General features: G+C 68.5%; 19 protein-coding genes. 11 read left to right on the plus strand and 8 right to left on the minus strand.

The features are described 5' to 3' along the window. The first annotated feature begins 79 nt into the window (after positions 1-79). Positions 80-703: a GNAT family N-acetyltransferase gene (locus ACFPJ1_RS36745; protein ID WP_380110919.1), complete on the plus strand. Its 624-nt coding sequence runs from the start codon at positions 80-82 to the stop codon at positions 701-703. A gap of 150 nt (positions 704-853) precedes the next feature. On the opposite strand, the gene ACFPJ1_RS36750 is transcribed toward ACFPJ1_RS36745, so the two are convergent. The 3 genes from ACFPJ1_RS36750 to ACFPJ1_RS36760 form a co-directional block, all read right to left on the minus strand. Beyond that, positions 854-1342: a hypothetical protein gene (locus ACFPJ1_RS36750; RefSeq protein ID WP_380110920.1), complete on the minus strand. Its 489-nt coding sequence runs from the start codon at positions 1340-1342 to the stop codon at positions 854-856. A 191-nt stretch (positions 1343-1533) separates the two neighbouring features. Then, positions 1534-2823, minus strand: coding sequence for a peptidase C39 family protein (locus ACFPJ1_RS36755; RefSeq protein WP_380110921.1), 1290 nt, complete (start codon positions 2821-2823; stop codon positions 1534-1536). A 73-nt stretch (positions 2824-2896) separates the two neighbouring features. Then, positions 2897-3457 (minus strand): GNAT family N-acetyltransferase, encoded by a 561-nt coding sequence (locus ACFPJ1_RS36760; RefSeq protein WP_380110922.1) that lies wholly within the window; start codon positions 3455-3457, stop codon positions 2897-2899. A gap of 130 nt (positions 3458-3587) precedes the next feature. Between ACFPJ1_RS36760 and ACFPJ1_RS36765 the strand changes: the two genes are divergently transcribed. From ACFPJ1_RS36765 to ACFPJ1_RS36790, 6 genes are all read left to right on the plus strand, one after another. Then, complete coding sequence (locus ACFPJ1_RS36765) at positions 3588-4163, plus strand: mycothiol transferase (RefSeq protein ID WP_380110923.1); 576 nt, start codon at positions 3588-3590, stop codon at positions 4161-4163. 123 nt (positions 4164-4286) lie between these two features. Further along, complete coding sequence (cysS, locus tag ACFPJ1_RS36770) at positions 4287-5720, plus strand: cysteine--tRNA ligase (RefSeq protein WP_380110924.1); 1434 nt, start codon at positions 4287-4289, stop codon at positions 5718-5720. Position 5721: 1 nt separating this feature from the next. After that, entirely contained in the window at positions 5722-6684 is a 963-nt protein-coding gene (rlmB, locus tag ACFPJ1_RS36775) for a 23S rRNA (guanosine(2251)-2'-O)-methyltransferase RlmB (RefSeq protein WP_380110925.1), read from the plus strand. After that, positions 6684-7136, plus strand: coding sequence for a hypothetical protein (locus ACFPJ1_RS36780; protein ID WP_380110926.1), 453 nt, complete (start codon positions 6684-6686; stop codon positions 7134-7136). The genes rlmB and ACFPJ1_RS36780 overlap by 1 nt, the downstream gene beginning before the upstream one ends. Before the next feature lie 105 nt (positions 7137-7241). Next, positions 7242-7523 (plus strand): type II toxin-antitoxin system Phd/YefM family antitoxin, encoded by a 282-nt coding sequence (locus ACFPJ1_RS36785; protein WP_380110927.1) that lies wholly within the window; start codon positions 7242-7244, stop codon positions 7521-7523. After that, positions 7520-7924 (plus strand): type II toxin-antitoxin system VapC family toxin, encoded by a 405-nt coding sequence (locus ACFPJ1_RS36790; RefSeq protein WP_380110928.1) that lies wholly within the window; start codon positions 7520-7522, stop codon positions 7922-7924. Before ACFPJ1_RS36785 ends, ACFPJ1_RS36790 begins: the two co-directional genes overlap by 4 nt. 93 nt (positions 7925-8017) lie before the next feature. Here the strand turns inward: ACFPJ1_RS36790 and ACFPJ1_RS36795 are convergent, their stop codons facing one another. From ACFPJ1_RS36795 to ACFPJ1_RS36805, 3 genes are all read right to left on the minus strand, one after another. Next, the gene (locus ACFPJ1_RS36795; RefSeq protein WP_380110929.1) at positions 8018-8905 is read right to left on the minus strand and encodes a S1 family peptidase; all 888 of its coding nucleotides are present in this window, start codon (positions 8903-8905) and stop codon (positions 8018-8020) included. Between the two features lie 105 nt (positions 8906-9010). Continuing rightward, complete coding sequence (locus tag ACFPJ1_RS36800; RefSeq protein WP_380110930.1) at positions 9011-10666, minus strand: DUF7800 domain-containing protein; 1656 nt, start codon at positions 10664-10666, stop codon at positions 9011-9013. A gap of 87 nt (positions 10667-10753) precedes the next feature. Then, on the minus strand, positions 10754-11338 hold the full coding sequence (locus tag ACFPJ1_RS36805; protein WP_380110931.1) for a TetR/AcrR family transcriptional regulator: 585 nt from the start codon (positions 11336-11338) through the stop codon (positions 10754-10756). A gap of 85 nt (positions 11339-11423) precedes the next feature. Here ACFPJ1_RS36805 and ACFPJ1_RS36810 point away from each other — a divergent pair, with 85 nt between their 5' ends. From ACFPJ1_RS36810 to ACFPJ1_RS36825, 4 genes are all read left to right on the plus strand, one after another. Next, a complete protein-coding gene (locus ACFPJ1_RS36810) occupies positions 11424-12575 on the plus strand; it encodes an acyl-CoA dehydrogenase family protein (RefSeq protein ID WP_380110932.1) in 1152 nt (383 codons plus the stop codon). Continuing rightward, complete coding sequence (locus ACFPJ1_RS36815; RefSeq protein ID WP_380110933.1) at positions 12572-13339, plus strand: SDR family NAD(P)-dependent oxidoreductase; 768 nt, start codon at positions 12572-12574, stop codon at positions 13337-13339. The genes ACFPJ1_RS36810 and ACFPJ1_RS36815 overlap by 4 nt, the downstream gene beginning before the upstream one ends. A gap of 106 nt (positions 13340-13445) precedes the next feature. Beyond that, positions 13446-13718, plus strand: a complete 273-nt coding sequence (locus ACFPJ1_RS36820; RefSeq protein ID WP_380110934.1) for a type II toxin-antitoxin system Phd/YefM family antitoxin — start codon at positions 13446-13448, stop codon at positions 13716-13718. Continuing rightward, positions 13718-14116: a type II toxin-antitoxin system VapC family toxin gene (locus ACFPJ1_RS36825; RefSeq protein WP_380110935.1), complete on the plus strand. Its 399-nt coding sequence runs from the start codon at positions 13718-13720 to the stop codon at positions 14114-14116. The genes ACFPJ1_RS36820 and ACFPJ1_RS36825 overlap by 1 nt, the downstream gene beginning before the upstream one ends. 9 nt (positions 14117-14125) lie before the next feature. Here ACFPJ1_RS36825 and ACFPJ1_RS36830 read toward each other — a convergent pair whose 3' ends face one another. Then, a complete protein-coding gene (locus tag ACFPJ1_RS36830; protein ID WP_380110936.1) occupies positions 14126-15238 on the minus strand; it encodes a hypothetical protein in 1113 nt (370 codons plus the stop codon). Further along, complete coding sequence (locus tag ACFPJ1_RS36835) at positions 15235-15747, minus strand: SigE family RNA polymerase sigma factor (RefSeq protein WP_380110937.1); 513 nt, start codon at positions 15745-15747, stop codon at positions 15235-15237. Before ACFPJ1_RS36835 ends, ACFPJ1_RS36830 begins: the two co-directional genes overlap by 4 nt. Positions 15748-15779 lie beyond the last annotated feature (32 nt).

Below are 15779 nucleotides of genomic sequence, written 5' to 3' on the forward strand. Positions count from 1 at the left end.
GTCAGGCGATCGACTACGAACTCAGCGTGGTGCGAAATCCGTTGGAGACGTGCCTGGTTGCTGTCTAGCGTGAGCTCGCGTGGACGCATTGAAGGTGCTGCAGTTAGAGGCCGAGACGATCTGGCCACCGGTCGACGATGGGTTTGGTGGCGGCGGGTTGGGCGACAACACGATCGCGGTCACTGCCGTCACCTATGACGGGCAATCGATCACAATGGCCGGCGCGACGCCGCTGTCGCCGGACACCGCGGTCGCAGTAAGCATCGCGCGCTGTTGGCTCCTGGAGCGGACCACCTCGTATGCCGCCCCACCAGGACTACGCCTGGTCAGCACGGCCGGCTCCTATCAACCGCCGAGCCGCTGGTCGACCACCGAGTGGTACAGCCTGATGAACGGTGGCCAAGGCCCGTGGGTCGCCTTGGTTGATGGCGATCGCGTGCAGAGCTTGGCGCATTGCGCACGCCTCACCCAGCAAGCGGCGGAGGTCGGAGTACAGACCGAGGATGAAGCACGCGGTCGCGGACTAGCGTCTGTGACCGTTTCGGCGTGGGCCGAGCTGATGAGGCAACGCGGTCTGACGCTGTTCTACAGCGCGCTCGAGGCCAACCAGTCATCCCACCGCGTAGCCGCCAAGTGCCACGCCACACCCCTAGGCAGACTCAGCCGAGTCTTCGCCCAACCCAGCTCAGAAGAGCCGAGATGAGTGAGTCGGGGATGACCTCGGTCGGGTCTGTGGGGACCCCTGAGCCGTTGCTGCGGACATCGGACGAGGCCGCGGAGACGGAGTACTGGGCTCATCTCTATGGGCGCTGGGAGCCGATGGACTTGGCGGGGGTCGCGCCCTCGGGGCTCGTCAGGTCACCGTGAAATCCGCCGTACTGGTGCCCTTCGGCCCGGCGTCGGTGATGACGGAGACCGTCAGGTGATAGAGCCCGCGAACCTTGAGGGAATCCGAACTGAAGGAGAAGCTTCCGCCGCAAGTCTCGTTGCGACTGGTCTTGATGACCGTGGTCCCGCGCTTGAGGACCCACGTCGGGTAGCAGCCGTCGCTGAGGTACTGGCCGGTCTCGTCGTACACCGTGGCTCTGGCGCCGGGAAGCGAGCCGGCGCGGTACTCGGCCGGTCCGATCTTGCCCGAGGTGCCGATCCGGATGGTGATCGCCAAGCCGCCGGGTGGCGGTGGCTCGAGGGTCGGCGACGTCGGTGGTGTGGTCGGGTCGCCGGTCGGGGTCTCGCTCGGCGCCTCGGTGATTGTCTGCGTGACGGTACTGGTGGCTGTCTGGGTCTGCACTGCCAGCACCGTGGTCGGTGGCGGCGCCGGATTGATGCCGGTCCCCCACATGCCAGTTCTTTGATGGCCCCCCGGCCACCTTGTGATGCACCACCCTGGACCAAAACCGTCCTCTCGTCCATAGCAGAGAGTGACCTTTGTCCGACGCACGGCACTCTCCGTGAGAGCTGCCGACGGAGGAGCTGCGTGGGGTGGAACCGCCCGTACGCCGCCCCCGGCATACGGGCGGTTCCTGATTGGGGTTACCAGTTGGGCTGGGAGCCTTTGGGAGGTAGCTGCTTGGTGGTGGGGTGGAGGACGTAGACGAGGCCGCCGGAGTGGGGGACCCAGGCGTTTTCGAAGGCTTCGCGGTTGTAGGTGGTGCGGACCTGGTCGTTCGAGGCGATCAGGTGGGAGGCGGGGTCGTTGACGACGACGTTGCCGGCGGCGTCGAAGCCGACGATCACCATCAGGTGGCCGTTGGTGCCGTATCCCGCGCCTGGGAGGTCGCCCTTCTTGAAGGACAGCGAGGCGATCAGCGGGATGCCGGCTTTGATGAACTGCTCGGCCTCGGTGAGCGACCTCAGCCGGGTGACGAAGGTGTCGAGGCCGTGCGTACCGGCGTACGCGGTGTTGAAGGGCCAGTTGCCTGCGCCGTCGTACGCGTAGTCGAAGACCGAGCGGGCCGAGTGGTCCACCTGCGGATCCGCGTCCGTCGGGTCCACCCAGGCGGTCTCGGCCGCGGTCGGGCCGGCGCCGTAGTAGTCGAGCACCATGGCCGTGGAGGTCGCCGAACACCAGGCCTCGCCACCGCCGTCCCACTGCGGATAGTGCCCGATGTGCGTCTCTTGCGAGTACGTCGGTACGTCGAGCACCTGGCCTTCGGCTCCTCCCAGGGGACTGGCCGGGACCTTCTTCTCGTCGGGCAGGCGGGACGCCATCGCGCCGATCGAGCGGACTACCGGCGACTGGGTCGTGCCGGACAGGCGGTAGAGCGTCACCTTGAGCTGCCAGCTGTCGAGGGTCCGGCCGGTCGCGGCGACGAAGGTGTCGACGGCGACGGAGCCGTTGGTGTCGCCCTGGCTCGGTACCGAAGTGCGGTGGATGTCGCCGGCCGCGGTGTCGTCGCCACTCGACCAGCGGCCGAGCACGTACCACTTGGTGGTCGTGGCGAGATCCGTGCGACCGGCCATCGACACCTCGACCCAGGTCCCGGGCGGGGTGGTGGCGTTCCACGAGGCGATCAGCTCGGTCAGGCCGAAGGAGGTCGGCACCTGCGGGGAGGTCCAGCTCGTCTGGTCGTAGCTCTTGGCCGTACCGTCGCCGAACGGGTCGACGTACGAGGTGGTGCTTGTGGCCGTGCCGAAGGTCAGGGCGTCGTCGGCCACGGTGGTGCCGGACCGGGTGCCGGAGAGGAAGTCGGAGGTCGACGTCCACGTCTGGTACGCGATGTCGCGCTGCTGAGGTTGCTTGGCTGCCTCGCTCGGCACGGTGGCGAGGCTCAGCACGAGGACACCGGTGATCAGGGCGGCGAGAGCGCGGGCGGCGGTCATGTTTTCGACGGTAGTCCTGCCGCCACCCGCTGTCGCGGTGAACGCGTGCCGCGTTGTGTGTGTAGTTGGTTAATTACTTTCCGCGCTCGGACCACTCGTCCGCGAGGAGCGCGAAGACGAGTTCGTCGGTCCACTCGCCCTTGAGGAACTCGTTGCGGACGAAGTGCGCCTCCTGCCGCATCCCGAGGCGCTTGAGCAGGTTCGCGGAGCCGGTGTTGCGGTGGTCCAGGCGGCCGATGATCCGGTGCATGCCGAGCTCCTCGAAGCCGAGCCGGAGCAGTTCGACCGACGCCTCGGCGGCGAAGCCGCGGCCGTGGAAATCGGGGTGGAAGACGAAGCCGATCTCGCCCGTGCGGTGCTCTGCGCTGTGCACGAACAGCGTGACCTCGCCGACGTGCTGACCGGTCTCCCGCAGGATCACGGCGACCGTGAGCGCCTGTCCGTCGGCATCCATCGGTACGTCGGCCAGCCGGACGGCCAGGGACTCCCGGACTTGTTCGGGCGTTCTCGACGGGTACAGGAGGAAGCGGCTGACGTCATCGTTCGACTGGAGCTTCAGCAGGTCGTCGTAGTCGCTCTCGAGATAGCGGCGAAGGGTCAGACGGTCGGTCTCGATCGGCAACGAATAGGTCACCCATCGAGCCTAAGAGACACCCGCAACCCAATTAGCCCGCTAGCTTTCCTAGCGCGGATCACCGAATGCCGACGGTGGAATCGTCGCTTCCCGGACGCGGATCGTCCGCATTGGGGTTTAGGTTGGCGCCATGGACACCACTGACACCCCGTGGGAACCGCCGCTGGCGGGCACTGAAGTGGAGGCGCTCCTCGGGGCGCTCGACCGGTTGCGGATGACCTTCCGCTGGAAGGCCGACGACCTCGACTCCGCCGGGCTGCAGACCCGTATCGGGGCTTCCTCGCTGACCCTCGGCGGTCTGCTGAAGCACCTCGCCGCCCAGGAGGACTACCAGTTCACCGTCAAGCTGCGTGGGGAACCGGTGGGTGCGCCCTGGGACGCGACCGGCTGGGACGGCAGCAACGACTGGGAGTTCACCTCCGCCGCCGATGACACTCCCGACGAGCTGTACGCGCTGTGGGACGGAGCAGTCGAGCGTTCGCGCACCAGGCTCGGCGCGGCCCTGGCGGAAGGTGGTCTCGACCAGTTGATCCACGCATCCTCGGACGAGGGCGAGCACGCCAACTTGCGGCGGCTCGTGTGCGACCTGATCGAGGAGTACGGCCGCCACACCGGCCAGGCCGACCTGCTCCGCGAGGCGGTGGACGGCCGCGTCGGCGAGGACCCACCCGGCGGCTGGAAGCCCCGGGCGGCCCAGACCACCTGACCGCAGTACCGGCTCGGCCTCCACGGACGACCTGACCCGCCGTACCGGCCGAGCGAAGTACGGCGGGGGACCGCCTGTGGAGAATTGTCAAGAGCAGTCTCGAATCACCGTTACCCTTGATCGGTGACACTTCGCTTGTATGACACCGCGACAGCAGCAGTGAGGGATTTCGAGCCGGTCCATCCGGGCAAGGTCGGGATCTACCACTGTGGGCTGACGGTGCAGGGTGCCCCGCACGTCGGGCACATCTACAAGGAGATCGTGTTCGACGTCCTGCGGCGCTGGCTCGAGCGGTCCGGCTACGAGGTCACCGTCATCGCGAACGTGACCGACATCGACGACAAGATCCTCGCCAAGTCGGCCGAGCGGCACGTCCCTTGGTGGGCGCACGCCTACGAGTTCGAGCGCGAACTGCACTGGGCGTACGACGTGCTCGGCTGCCGCCCGCCGACGTACGAGCCGCGCGCGACCGGTCACATCCCCGAGATGGTGGAGATGATCGACGCGCTGCTCGCGAGCGGCCACGCGTACGTCGCGCCCGACGGCTCGGGTGACGTCTACTTCGACGTCAAGTCCTGGCCGTCGTACGGGGAGCTCTCGAACCAGCGGATCGACGACATGGAGCCGGCCGAGGACGCCGACCCGCGCGGCAAGCGCGACCCCCGGGACTTCGCGCTGTGGAAGGGCTGGACCGAGGACACCCCGCGGACCGCGTCCTGGCCGACCCCGTGGGGACGCGGCCGGCCGGGCTGGCACCTGGAGTGCTCCGCGATGGCGGGCAAGTACCTCGGCACCGAGTTCGACATCCACGGCGGCGGCCTCGACCTGCGCTTCCCGCACCACGAGAACGAACTGGCCCAGTCGAAGGCGGTCGGGCAGAAGTTCGCCCGCTTCTGGATGCACAGCGCGCTCGTCACCGCGGCCGGCGAGAAGATGTCGAAGTCGCTCGGCAACGGCGCCGTGGTGCGCAACGTGGTCGAGCAGGTCCGGCCGATCGAGCTGCGCTACTACCTGGTCAGCTCGCACTACCGGTCCGTGGTCGAGTTCTCGATGGCCGCGCTGGACGAGGCCGCGACCAGCTTCCAGCGCGTCGAGGGGTACGTCGGGCGCGCCACCGAGGTGACGGGTGGTGTCCAGCCCGCGGCGGACCTGCCGCAGGCGTTCGTCACCGCGATGGACGACGACCTCGGGACGCCGGCCGCGGTCGCCGTGCTGCACAATACCGTGCGGGACGGCAACAAGCTGGTCGCCGACGGGGATTCCGTTGCCCTGAAGGAAAACCTGGCCGCCGTGCGCGCGATGCTCGGCGTACTGGGGCTGGACCCGCTGGCCGAGCCCTGGGTGTCCCGGACCGGGGCGACCGACGAGCTCACCGAGGTGGCCGACGGGCTGGTGAAGGCTCTGCTGGACCAGCGTCAGGCCGCCAGGGAACGCAAGGACTATGCCGCCTCGGACGAGATCCGCGACCGGCTCAAGGCGCTCGGCGTCGTCGTCGAGGACACCCCGCAGGGGCCTCGCTGGACGATCGCTCCGCCCCACTCAACCGAAGGAAACTGAAGTGCCAGGCAGTAGTCAGCGCAAGGGCGCGATCCGCAAGAAGCCCCGGGGCAACCCGACCGCCGGTTCCGGCGGCCGGGTCCGTCGCGGGCTGGAGGGCAAGGGCCCGACGCCCAAGGCGGTGGATCGTACCAAGCACCCCGCGCACAAGCGGGCGAAGGCGCAGGAGCGCGCCAAGGAGCGCACCGGCGGCCGTCGCCAGAACAGCAAGGACGTCGGCGAGTCCACCGTCGAGTGGGTCTATGGCCGCAACCCGGTGGTCGAGGCACTGCGCGCGGGCGTTCCGGTCAGCGCGCTTTATGTTGCCGAGGGCACCGAAAGGGACGCCCGGCTGCGCGAGGCGCTGCTGATCGCCGTCGAGCACGGCATCTCGCTGCTCGAGGTGCCGCGCACGGAGATGGACCGGCTCACCAGCCACGGCGCGCACCAAGGCGTCGCGGTCCAGATCCCGCCGTACGAGTACGCCCACCCGGACGACCTGCTCGCCCGGGCGTACGAGGCCGGCCAAGCGCCGCTGATCGTGGCGCTAGACGGCGTGACGGACCCGCGCAACCTGGGCGCCATCACCCGGTCGGCCGCCGCCTTCGGGGCTCACGGCGTGCTCGTGCCGGAGCGTCGTACCGCCTCCATGACGGCATCGGCATGGAAGACCTCGGCCGGTGCCGCGGCCCGGATCCCGGTCGCTCGTGCGACCAACCTGAACCGCGCGCTGAAGTCGTACAAGGACGCCGGCCTCCTCATCGTCGGCCTCGACATGGGCGGCGAGGTGGAGCTCCCCGAACTGGTCGCCGCCACCGAGCCCCTCGTCCTGGTGGTCGGCAGCGAGGGCAAGGGCCTGGCCCGCCTGGTCCGCGAGAACTGCGACATCATCGTCTCCATCCCGATGACCACCGCCACCGAATCCCTCAACGCCGGCATAGCCACCGGCGTAGCCCTCTACGAAATCTCCCGCCGCCGCGCCTGATGAGTCTGCTCCGGTACATCGCGGAGGTCGCGGATGAGCCGTTCGTCCTCGACCCCGCGAACCCGGAGATCGAGCATCGGGAGAACACCTGGCTGCTCGACTGCCCGGCAGTTGAGCGGACCAGTCTGACGACCGCCGAAGTGGTCGCCGCCTTCGAGCACTGCGCCAACGGTCTCCAGCGCCGCCTGCCGCAGTCCACGCAGGTGGTCTTCTACGTCTGGCACGATCAGCAAGCGGGACAACTGCGGTGTTCGACGACGTCGATCTCCGCTGACCGGCTGCCCTTCGGCGCGCGAGTTGTGCCGACGCCGCTGGAGAAGATCGTCGAGGAGTTCCTGGCGGCGCCAGGGTTCATTTCGTGGGCGGAACTGCAAGAAGCCGACGAGGCCGATGAACCGGAGCCCGAGCCGGAGTGGACGGTCGAGGTGTGGCACCTGCGGCTCATGTCCTAGCTCCGCCACCGAATCCTCAACGCCGGCGTAGCCCTGTACGAAATCTCGCGCCGCCGCGGCTGATGATGCCTTGATGTAACTACTTCATATAGGTACATTGGCTGCATGGAGACCATTGGCTTGCGAGAGCTCAACCAGAACCCGTCGAAGGCGGTGGCGCGGGTGCGGGCCGGCGAGACGATCCTGGTCACGGATCGCGGCCGACCGGTGCTCCGCCTCGTCCCCGAGGACGAGAAGCCGGGTGCACTGCAGCGATTGATCGACTCGGGCGAGGTGACTCCTCCCGCCGAGCTGGGAATGCCCGACCTGGTGCTCGATCTGGCGGCCGACATGGAGAGCCTGTCTGACGTGCTGATCGCCGAGCGGGACAAGGAGCGGCGCAGGTGATTTATCTGGATGCCTGCGCGCTCCTGAAGTTCATCAAACCCGAAGCGGAATCGGCCGCGTTGCGCAAGTGGCGAGAGTCGCTGCCGCAAGATGCCGAACTCATCACCAGCGAGCTGGCACGGTTGGAGATCACGCGGACCCTGCTGCGGGCCGGCGTCGATCACCAGCAAGTGCCGTACTTCGCCGGCCAGGCGGTCCGGGGGATCTACCTGGTCGACCTCACCACCACAGTGTTGGCTCGAGCCATGGCCTACCGCACCACCAGGCTCGGCTCCCTTGATGCCATTTACCTTGCGAGCGCTGAACCTTTCCGCGGCGACCTTGTCGAGTTCGTCACCTATGACAAGGAACTGGCGGGTGCGGCTGGGGAATTGGGCTTCCCCGTCACTGCCCCTGCCTGAGCGACCGCCTGGCCGAGGAGGCCTCGCCGACACAGGCTGGTACGACGAGCACCCCTGCCCGGCGGACCGGACAGGGGTGAACGACGAGGTGGATCAGTAGACGCTGACGCCGTAGCGGCTCAGTACCTCGGTGACGGGCTGGAAGAAGGTCGTGCCACCGGAGGAGCAGTTGCCGCTGCCGCCCGAGGTCAGACCGAGCGCGATGCTGCCGGCGAACAGCGAGCCGCCGGAGTCGCCGCCCTCGGCGCAGACGTTCGTCCGGATCAGGCCGGTCACGGTGCCCTCGGCGTAGTTCACCGTTGCGTTCAGGCCGGTCACCGAACCGCTCCGCACACCGGTCGTGCTGCCGCTGCGCTTGACCGCCTGGCCGACGCTGGCGTTACCGGCCGCGGTGATGTCCTGGTACGAGCCGTTGTAGAGGTACACGTTGCCGGGGTGGTTCGTGTACGACGTGCTGTACCGGACGATGCCGTAGTCGTTGCCCGGGAAACTGGTGCCGAACCGGGTGCCGAGCACGGTCGACTGCGAGGAGTTGGCGTACCAGGTGCCGGACAGGTTCGTGCAGTGGCCGGCGGTGAGGAAGTAGTAGGTGCTGCCGCTGCGGACGTTGAAGCCGAGCGAGCAACGGTAGCCACCTCCATAGATCGCCTGGCCGCCGCTGATCCGCTTGCTGAGGACGCCCGGCAGCTTCTCCAATGTGACCTGGCTGCCGAAGCGCTTGGTGACGGCAGTGAGCGCGTCGAGCTTGGCGCCGCTCACGGTGTCGTCGTACGAGACGATGATCCGCCCGGTCTTCTGGTCGGTCATCCAGGCGGTGCCCGGGATCGACGCGTCGCGGGACAGAGTGGAGGTGATGGTGCTCGCCGATGCGATCTGAGGACTCGGGGCAGCCGAGGCCTGGGTGGCCAGCAGAGCGGTGGTTGCTGCCAAACCGGCTGTTGCCAGCAGAGCGGCGGTACGGCGGACGGAATTCAACTTCACGGTCGGCCTCCTCACGATGAAGGACGCGCTCGGGGCGGGAACGTCCTTGACTCAACCTGGTACCCATTATGTCCCTGAGTATTCAGGTAGTACCGGAGCGTGGGGTTAACCTCCGTACGTCAGCGTCCGCCGCAGCACCTGCCGCTGCTCCTCCAGCGCGGCGTGTTCCACCTCGACCGTCCACTCGTCGCCCGACACCCGCACGCTCATCACCCCGTTGTCGAACCACGGCCCGTACGCCGTACGCCAGGTCGCCGCGACATCCCGTACTCCGGCGGAGCGGGCCAGCCGGTGCAGGAGACCCGTCATCCCACGGCTGTCCAGCAGCTTGTTCGCCAGTTGGATGTATCTCCCGACGGGATTCCGGAAGGGCGACATGGTCAGCTGGCGGATCGCAGTACCGGGATGGTCGACAGTGTTCAGGCCGGCCTCGGCCAGGTAACTGCAGTGCACGTCGCCCGACAGCATCAGGATCGACGTCGGCGCGTTCGGGCCGCGGATCAGGTCGGTGAACAGGTCGGTCAACAGGTCGAAGGACTTCCGGAACGAGGCCCAGTGCTCCAGATCCATGCCCTGCCGGATCCTCTCGCCGATCCGCGCGGCGCGCGGTCCCCAGGCGCCGGACGAGACCGCTTCGTCCCAGCCCTCCAGGTGATGCAGCCCGGGAGTCAGCAGGAACGGCAGGGTAGAGGCGAACAGCAGGTGGTGGATCGGCTGCGTGGCGTCGACGGTGTGGCGGCGGACCCATTCCCACTCATGCGCGTCGACCATCGCCCGCTCCTCCGGCTCCAGATGCCGCGAGCACCGGGAGTCGACGGCAACGAGCCGTACTCCGCGCGAGCGTGCCCCGAAGTCCCGGTAGTAGCTCCAGCGGGTGGAAGCCGCATCCTCGTCCGCCTCCCAGGCGAAGGCGTCCAGGTAGGAGGTGCGTTCGTCCTCGTCCTCGAGTGCTCGCATCGCCGCGTACGTCGGGTCCTTGTCCAGCTGCTCCGGCGAGAGGTTGCCCAGGTGCTGGTAGACCCAGTACGACGCGTAGGCGCCGACGACCCGGTCGTGCCACCACGGCTGTGAGGTGACCCAGCGACGCCAGCTGAGTGAGGTGTTCCAGTCGTCCCGCAGGTCGTGGTCGTCGAGCAGCATGCACAGCGGGACCGTGGAGAAGAGCCACCGGACGGCCGGAGTCAGCCAGGCGTCGTCGTACAGCCAGGTGTACTCCTCGAAGTTGCCGATCTCGTCGGCCACCTCGGACCCCTGCCGCCCACCGTGCGCCTCCCGGAGCTTGTCGAGTACCGCGTCCGAGGGGTCGTCGGCGTACACCTGGTCGCCGAGCAGCAGCAACGCGTCCGGCGGCTCGTCGTGCCCACCGGCCATCCGTTCGGCCAGTGCGACGAGGGCGTCCGGGCCGAAGTCCTTGAAGCCTTGCTCGTCGAACGGCGCCGACCTTCGGCACGACCCGAACGTCAGCCGGAAACTCCCGTCGGCCCTCGGCGTCTGGATCACGCTCGGCCCGTACTGCGTTTCGGCAGGCGGCCACACCTGCGCCCCGTCCAGGTGCACCTCGTACGGCGTGGCGGTGGCGGGCTCGAGGCCTTCGATCAGGATCAGCGCGTAGTGGTGTCCGTGCACGGACCAGGTGTTCGTCCTGTGGCCGAGGATCTCCACCTGGCAGGGCCCGGTCGTCTCCACCCAGACGGTGGCGCGCGTCTGGTCGACGTACCGGAGAAGGGGCCCCAACTTGAGGTCGACGGTGGTCTGCTGCACCTCAAGCACGCTACAGCCGAGACCCAACCTGAGGTCAGGTCCAGCCGTGCCGCCGAAGTCAGCCTCGCTGCCGAGGCCGCGCCGAGGTCAGTCGTGCCGGAGGGAGTGCAGGACGAACGAGGCGAGCTCGCGGTACGCCTCGGCGTCGGTCAGGCCGGTCCGCCGGGCGATGTCGCCGCGCTGGATCGCCTGCATCGTGTGCGCGACCATCTCCGCCGCGAAGCCGATGTCGACCTGCCGGAACGCCTTGCTGGCGATGCCCTCCTCGATCAGCGTCCGGACCCGATCCGCCGCGATCCGGGTGTTCCGCTCGTACACGGACCTGGCCGGGGCGAAGGTTGCCACGTCGTCGAGGAACGTGCGGGTGGCCGGCCGGAGCGCGTCCGCGACCGCGTTCAGATAGGCGGCGATCCGGCGGTCGGGCCTGGTCTGCTTGCCGACCGCGGACTCGACCTCCGCGGTGGCATTCTTGAAGTAGTGCTTGACCACCTCGACGGCGAGCTGTTCCTTGCTCGGCGCCAACGCGTACAGGGTCGTCTTGCTGCACCGCAGCTCCGCGGCCAGGTCGTCCAGGGTGAACCGGCTGAAGCCTTGGGTCAGGAACAGGGACAGAAGCCGGTCGAGCAGCTCGGACTGCCTGCGGGTGCGGCGTCCCGGGACGACTGTTGTCATATCGAGACAGCATAGAACGATACGGAGTTATGGTCTTTAGTATCGATAGGAGTATCATTTCGTCAGCTGTTGAGAGGGGTGCCTGATGGCTGTCGATCGCTTGCTCCCGACCGAGGAGTCCACCGACCTGCTGGGCCTGGTCCGGGAACTGTGCGCACACGAGCTCGCGCCGTACGCGGCGAAGGCCGAGGAGACCGAGACGTTCCCGCGGGACGCCTTCCGGACCCTCGGCAAGGCCGGCCTGCTGGGCCTGCCCTATCCGGAGCAGTACGGCGGCGCCGAGCAGCCGTACGAGGTCTATCTGCAGATGCTCGAGGAGATCGCCGCCGCCTGGATGTCGGTCGGCGTCGGGTTGTCGGTCCACACCATGACGAGCTACGCGGTCGCCACCTTCGGGACTCCCGCGCAGCGCGAGCGGCTGCTGCCCGACATGGTCGGCGGTGAGCTGCTCGGCGCGTACGCGTTGTCCGAGCCGCAGGCCGGGTCGGACATCAGCGGGATGACCACGAAGGCGGTCCGCGACGGCGACTTCTACGTGCTCAGCGGTACCAAGTCGTGGATCTCGCACGGCTCGCACGCCGACTTCTACACCACCTTCGCCCGGACCTCGGCGGACCCGAAGCACGGCATCTCGGCGTTCCACGTGCCGTCCTCGGCCGAAGGGCTCAGCTTCGGTGCGCCCGAGCGCAAGATGGGCCTGACCGGATCCACCACCACGCTGGTGAACTACGACAACGTGCGGGTGCCGGCCGGCAACCTGATCGGCGCGGAGGGTGACGGCATGCGGATCGCCCTGTCCGCGCTCGACTCGGGCCGGCTCGGGATCGCCGCCTGCGCCGTGGGGCTGGCCCAGGCCGCGCTCGACCTCGCCGCGTCGTACGCGCTGGAGCGGCAGCAGTTCGGGCACGCGATCGCGGAGTTCCAGGGGCTGCAGTTCCTGCTGGCGGACATGGCCGCCGCAGTGGAATCGGCGCGCGCGACGTACCTGCAGGCCGCCCGGCGGCGCGACCTCGGGCGGCCGTTCACCCAGCAGGCGGCGATCGCCAAGCTGATCTGCACCGACGCCGCGATGAAGGTGACCACCGACGCGGTCCAGGTGCTCGGTGGCTACGGTTACACCCGCGAGTTCCCGGCCGAGCGGTACATGCGCGAGGCCAAGGTGACCCAGATCTTCGAAGGAACCAACCAGATCCAGCGGCTGGTGATCAGCCGCGACCTGCTCAGGAGTGTTCGATGAAGCTAGGCCCGTCCGATGTCGCGCTCGTCACCGGTGGTGGCTCCGGGCTCGGTGAAGCCACCGTGCGCCGGATCGCCCAGACCGGCGCCGGCGTGGTGATCTGCGACCTCCCGTCTTCGGCCGGCAAGGCGATCGCGGACGAGCTCGGCGATCGGGTGGTGTTCGTGCCCACCGACGTCACCGACGAGGCCGCGGTGACGGCTGCCCTGGACGTGGCCGCGTCGCTGGGTTCGCTGCGCCTGGTCGTCACCTGCGCCGGTATCGCTACCCCGGGCCGGATCGTGGGCCGCAAGGGTCCGTTGCCGCTAGCAACCTTCCGGCAGGTGATCGAGGTCAACCTGATCGGCACCTTCAACGTGCTCCGGCTCGCCGCCGAGCGGATCATCGAGCTGCCCGCCGGCGAGGACGGTGACCGTGGCGTCGTGGTGATGACCGCCTCGATCGCCGCGTACGACGGCCAGATCGGCCAGGCGGCGTACGCGTCCAGCAAGGGTGGCATCGTCGGCCTGACGCTCACCGCGGCCCGCGACCTGGCGGACAAGGGCATCCGAGTGGTCACCATCGCCCCCGGCACCATGGAGACCCCCATGCTGGCCGGCCTCCCCGAAGACGCCCGCACCGTGCTCGAACAGCAGGTCCCCCACCCGGCCCGCCTCGGCCGCCCCTCCGAGTACGCCGCCCTGGTGGAGCACATCGTCTCCAACCAACTCCTCAACGGCGAAGTGATCCGCCTGGACGGCGCCCTCCGCATGCCACCCCGCTGACCCTGTGGACAACTGAGCCGCGGGACCAGCCGACCCTCGTACCTTCTCCGCTGAGTGGTTCCAGCGAGAGGACGGTGTCTGACAAATACGTACTACAATGACATCCATGGGCGAGGTGCCGGTAAGGGTGCTGAACCAGGAGACGGCGAAAGTGCTGGCCCGGGTGAAGCAGGGCGAGGAGATCGAGATCACCGAGCGCGGGGTGGTGGTCGCGCGGCTCGTGCCTGCCCAGCCGTCGCCGCAGGCCCGGTTGCTCGCGACCGGCAAGCTGCGGTTGCCCCAGGCCAACGGCCCGATCCCGCATCCGAGGGGAGAGATTCGCACCGACCAGCAGGCCGGTGAGGTGCTGGAGGAGCTGCGGGACGAGGAACGCTACTGATGATCTACCTCGACACGGCGGCGCTGGTGAAACTCGTCCGCCGCGAGGTCGAGTCGGACGCTCTGGTCGAGTGGATCGAGGACCGGCCGGAACACTTGCTGGTCTCGTCCGCCCTGGCGGAGGTGGAGTTGCCGCGCGCCTTGCGACGCACCGAGCCGGCCCTGGTGGCAGCCGTGCCTGCTGTGCTCGCGCGCATCGCGATCTACGAGATCGATGACCTCGTCAGGACCACAGCAGCGGCGTACACCGATCCGCAGGTCCGGTCGCTCGATGCGATTCACCTTGCCACCGCAGACGCCGTACTGGCGGATGACCTGACGTGCTTCGTCACCTACGACCGGCGTCTTCTTGCCATGGCGACCGCCCTCGGTCTCCCCACTGCGACCCCTGGCCGTTGACCTGCCTCGTCAGCGGGCGGGGGTTGTCTTGTTGTTGGGGATGAGGATGAGGTCGGTCGGTTGTGATGGGCGGTGGACGCCGGTGCGGAGGCGGTCGACGAGGTTCTGGGAGGCGGTGCGTTGGGTGGAGCCCTCGCCGATTCTGTAGCTGGTGAAGCAGGGGGAGTAGTGCAGGCGGCTGGGCCAGTTCGCCACCGGGCTGGTGACGGTCATGACGAAGGTGCGGCCGCCGTCGTCGGTGCAGCCCGGGAGGCTCCCCGGGGTGGTCGAGTCCGGGGTGGAGTCGGTCAGTTCGACGGCGAAGGCGCGGGCCTCACTGCCGGTGAGTCTGGAGCCAGCGAGGAGCGTCGTTCCCTGCACGGGTGAGACACCACCACCCCAGTACTCGCAGATGCTGACCGTCGACACCGCCTGAAGAGCCGCGTCTCGCGCGGGCAGCGAGGCGCTCTCGGCGAACGCCTGATCGCCGCCCATGCGCGGGGTGCACCCGTACTTGTCCGTCTTCAGGATCGGGGTCGCGGAGTCGAGGATCTCCCGACGGGTCGTGTCGCTCTTGGAGAGCACGCTGACGTGGACCCCGGCCACCTCTCGGGTCTCCTCGGTCCAGCCCCCGTCGTACTGCTTGACGCCGGGCTTCTGCACGTCGTCGAACCACAGGTACTCCTGCCGGTCCGCCAGCGGGAGGACGGCGAGCGCACAGCCGCGTTGCCGGTCGAGCCACGGGCTCAGCCGGCCGATCACCGGTCCGCTCGACACCGAGCAAGGCGCAGGGCCCGAGACGTACGTCTTCCAACTGGCCGGTACCTGGACCTGGACCGTCTTGTACGACTCCCATCGCAGGCTCAGCCCCGCGTTCGACTGTGTCCTTGCAGCGGGGAACGTCTGAGGTGCGACCGGTTCCCTGGCTGGAGTGACCTCGCTGTTGAGGCTCTGGCCGGCGGTGACCGTCGTGGCCACCGCGGCACAAGCCAGTACTGCGGCGCCGAGCACGCGGGTGTTCCGCCGACGGCGGAGCCGGGTGTGTACGCCGGTCAGCAGACCCGCGTCGGATGGGGCGTCGGCCGCGTGATCGTCCAGCGTCCGGGTGATCAGGTTCTCGGTCGGGTCGTCGTGGGGCGTCATCGGTGGGTGACCTCCTCGGCCACGCTCAGGGTGGTTCGCAGCGACGCGAGGGCTCGGTGGATCTGGGAGCGGACCGTGCCCGCGGTACAGCCGAGGATCTCGGCGATCTCCGCGTCGGGCAGGCCCTCGTAGTACCGCAGCACCACGGCCGCGCGTTGTCTGGTCGGCAGGGAGGCGCACAGGTTCCACACGGCGTCCTGCTCCGCGTGCGAGCCGGCGTGATCGACCCCGGCCGAGTCGAACACCGCGGCGTCGCCGACCGGTGTCTCACGCCGGAGGAACTTCCGCCAGCGGGAGATGTCCGCGTTCACGATCGACCGTCGGACATAGGCTTCCGGATCGCCGTGTTGCAGGATTCGCGACCAGCGCGAGTACGCCGAGACGAGGGCGTCCTGGACCGCCTCCTCGGCGCGGCTGTGGTCCCTGGTCACCAGGTACGCGAACCGCAGCAGCGCGGCGCCCCGCCGCAGCACCCACGTATCGAAGTCCGGCGCCCCCTCGTCGGCCATCGGCCACCTCCCACCCCTACCACGCCGCCGAC

Source organism: Kribbella qitaiheensis (assembly GCF_042657745.1).
Taxonomy (GTDB): domain Bacteria; phylum Actinomycetota; class Actinomycetes; order Propionibacteriales; family Kribbellaceae; genus Kribbella; species Kribbella qitaiheensis.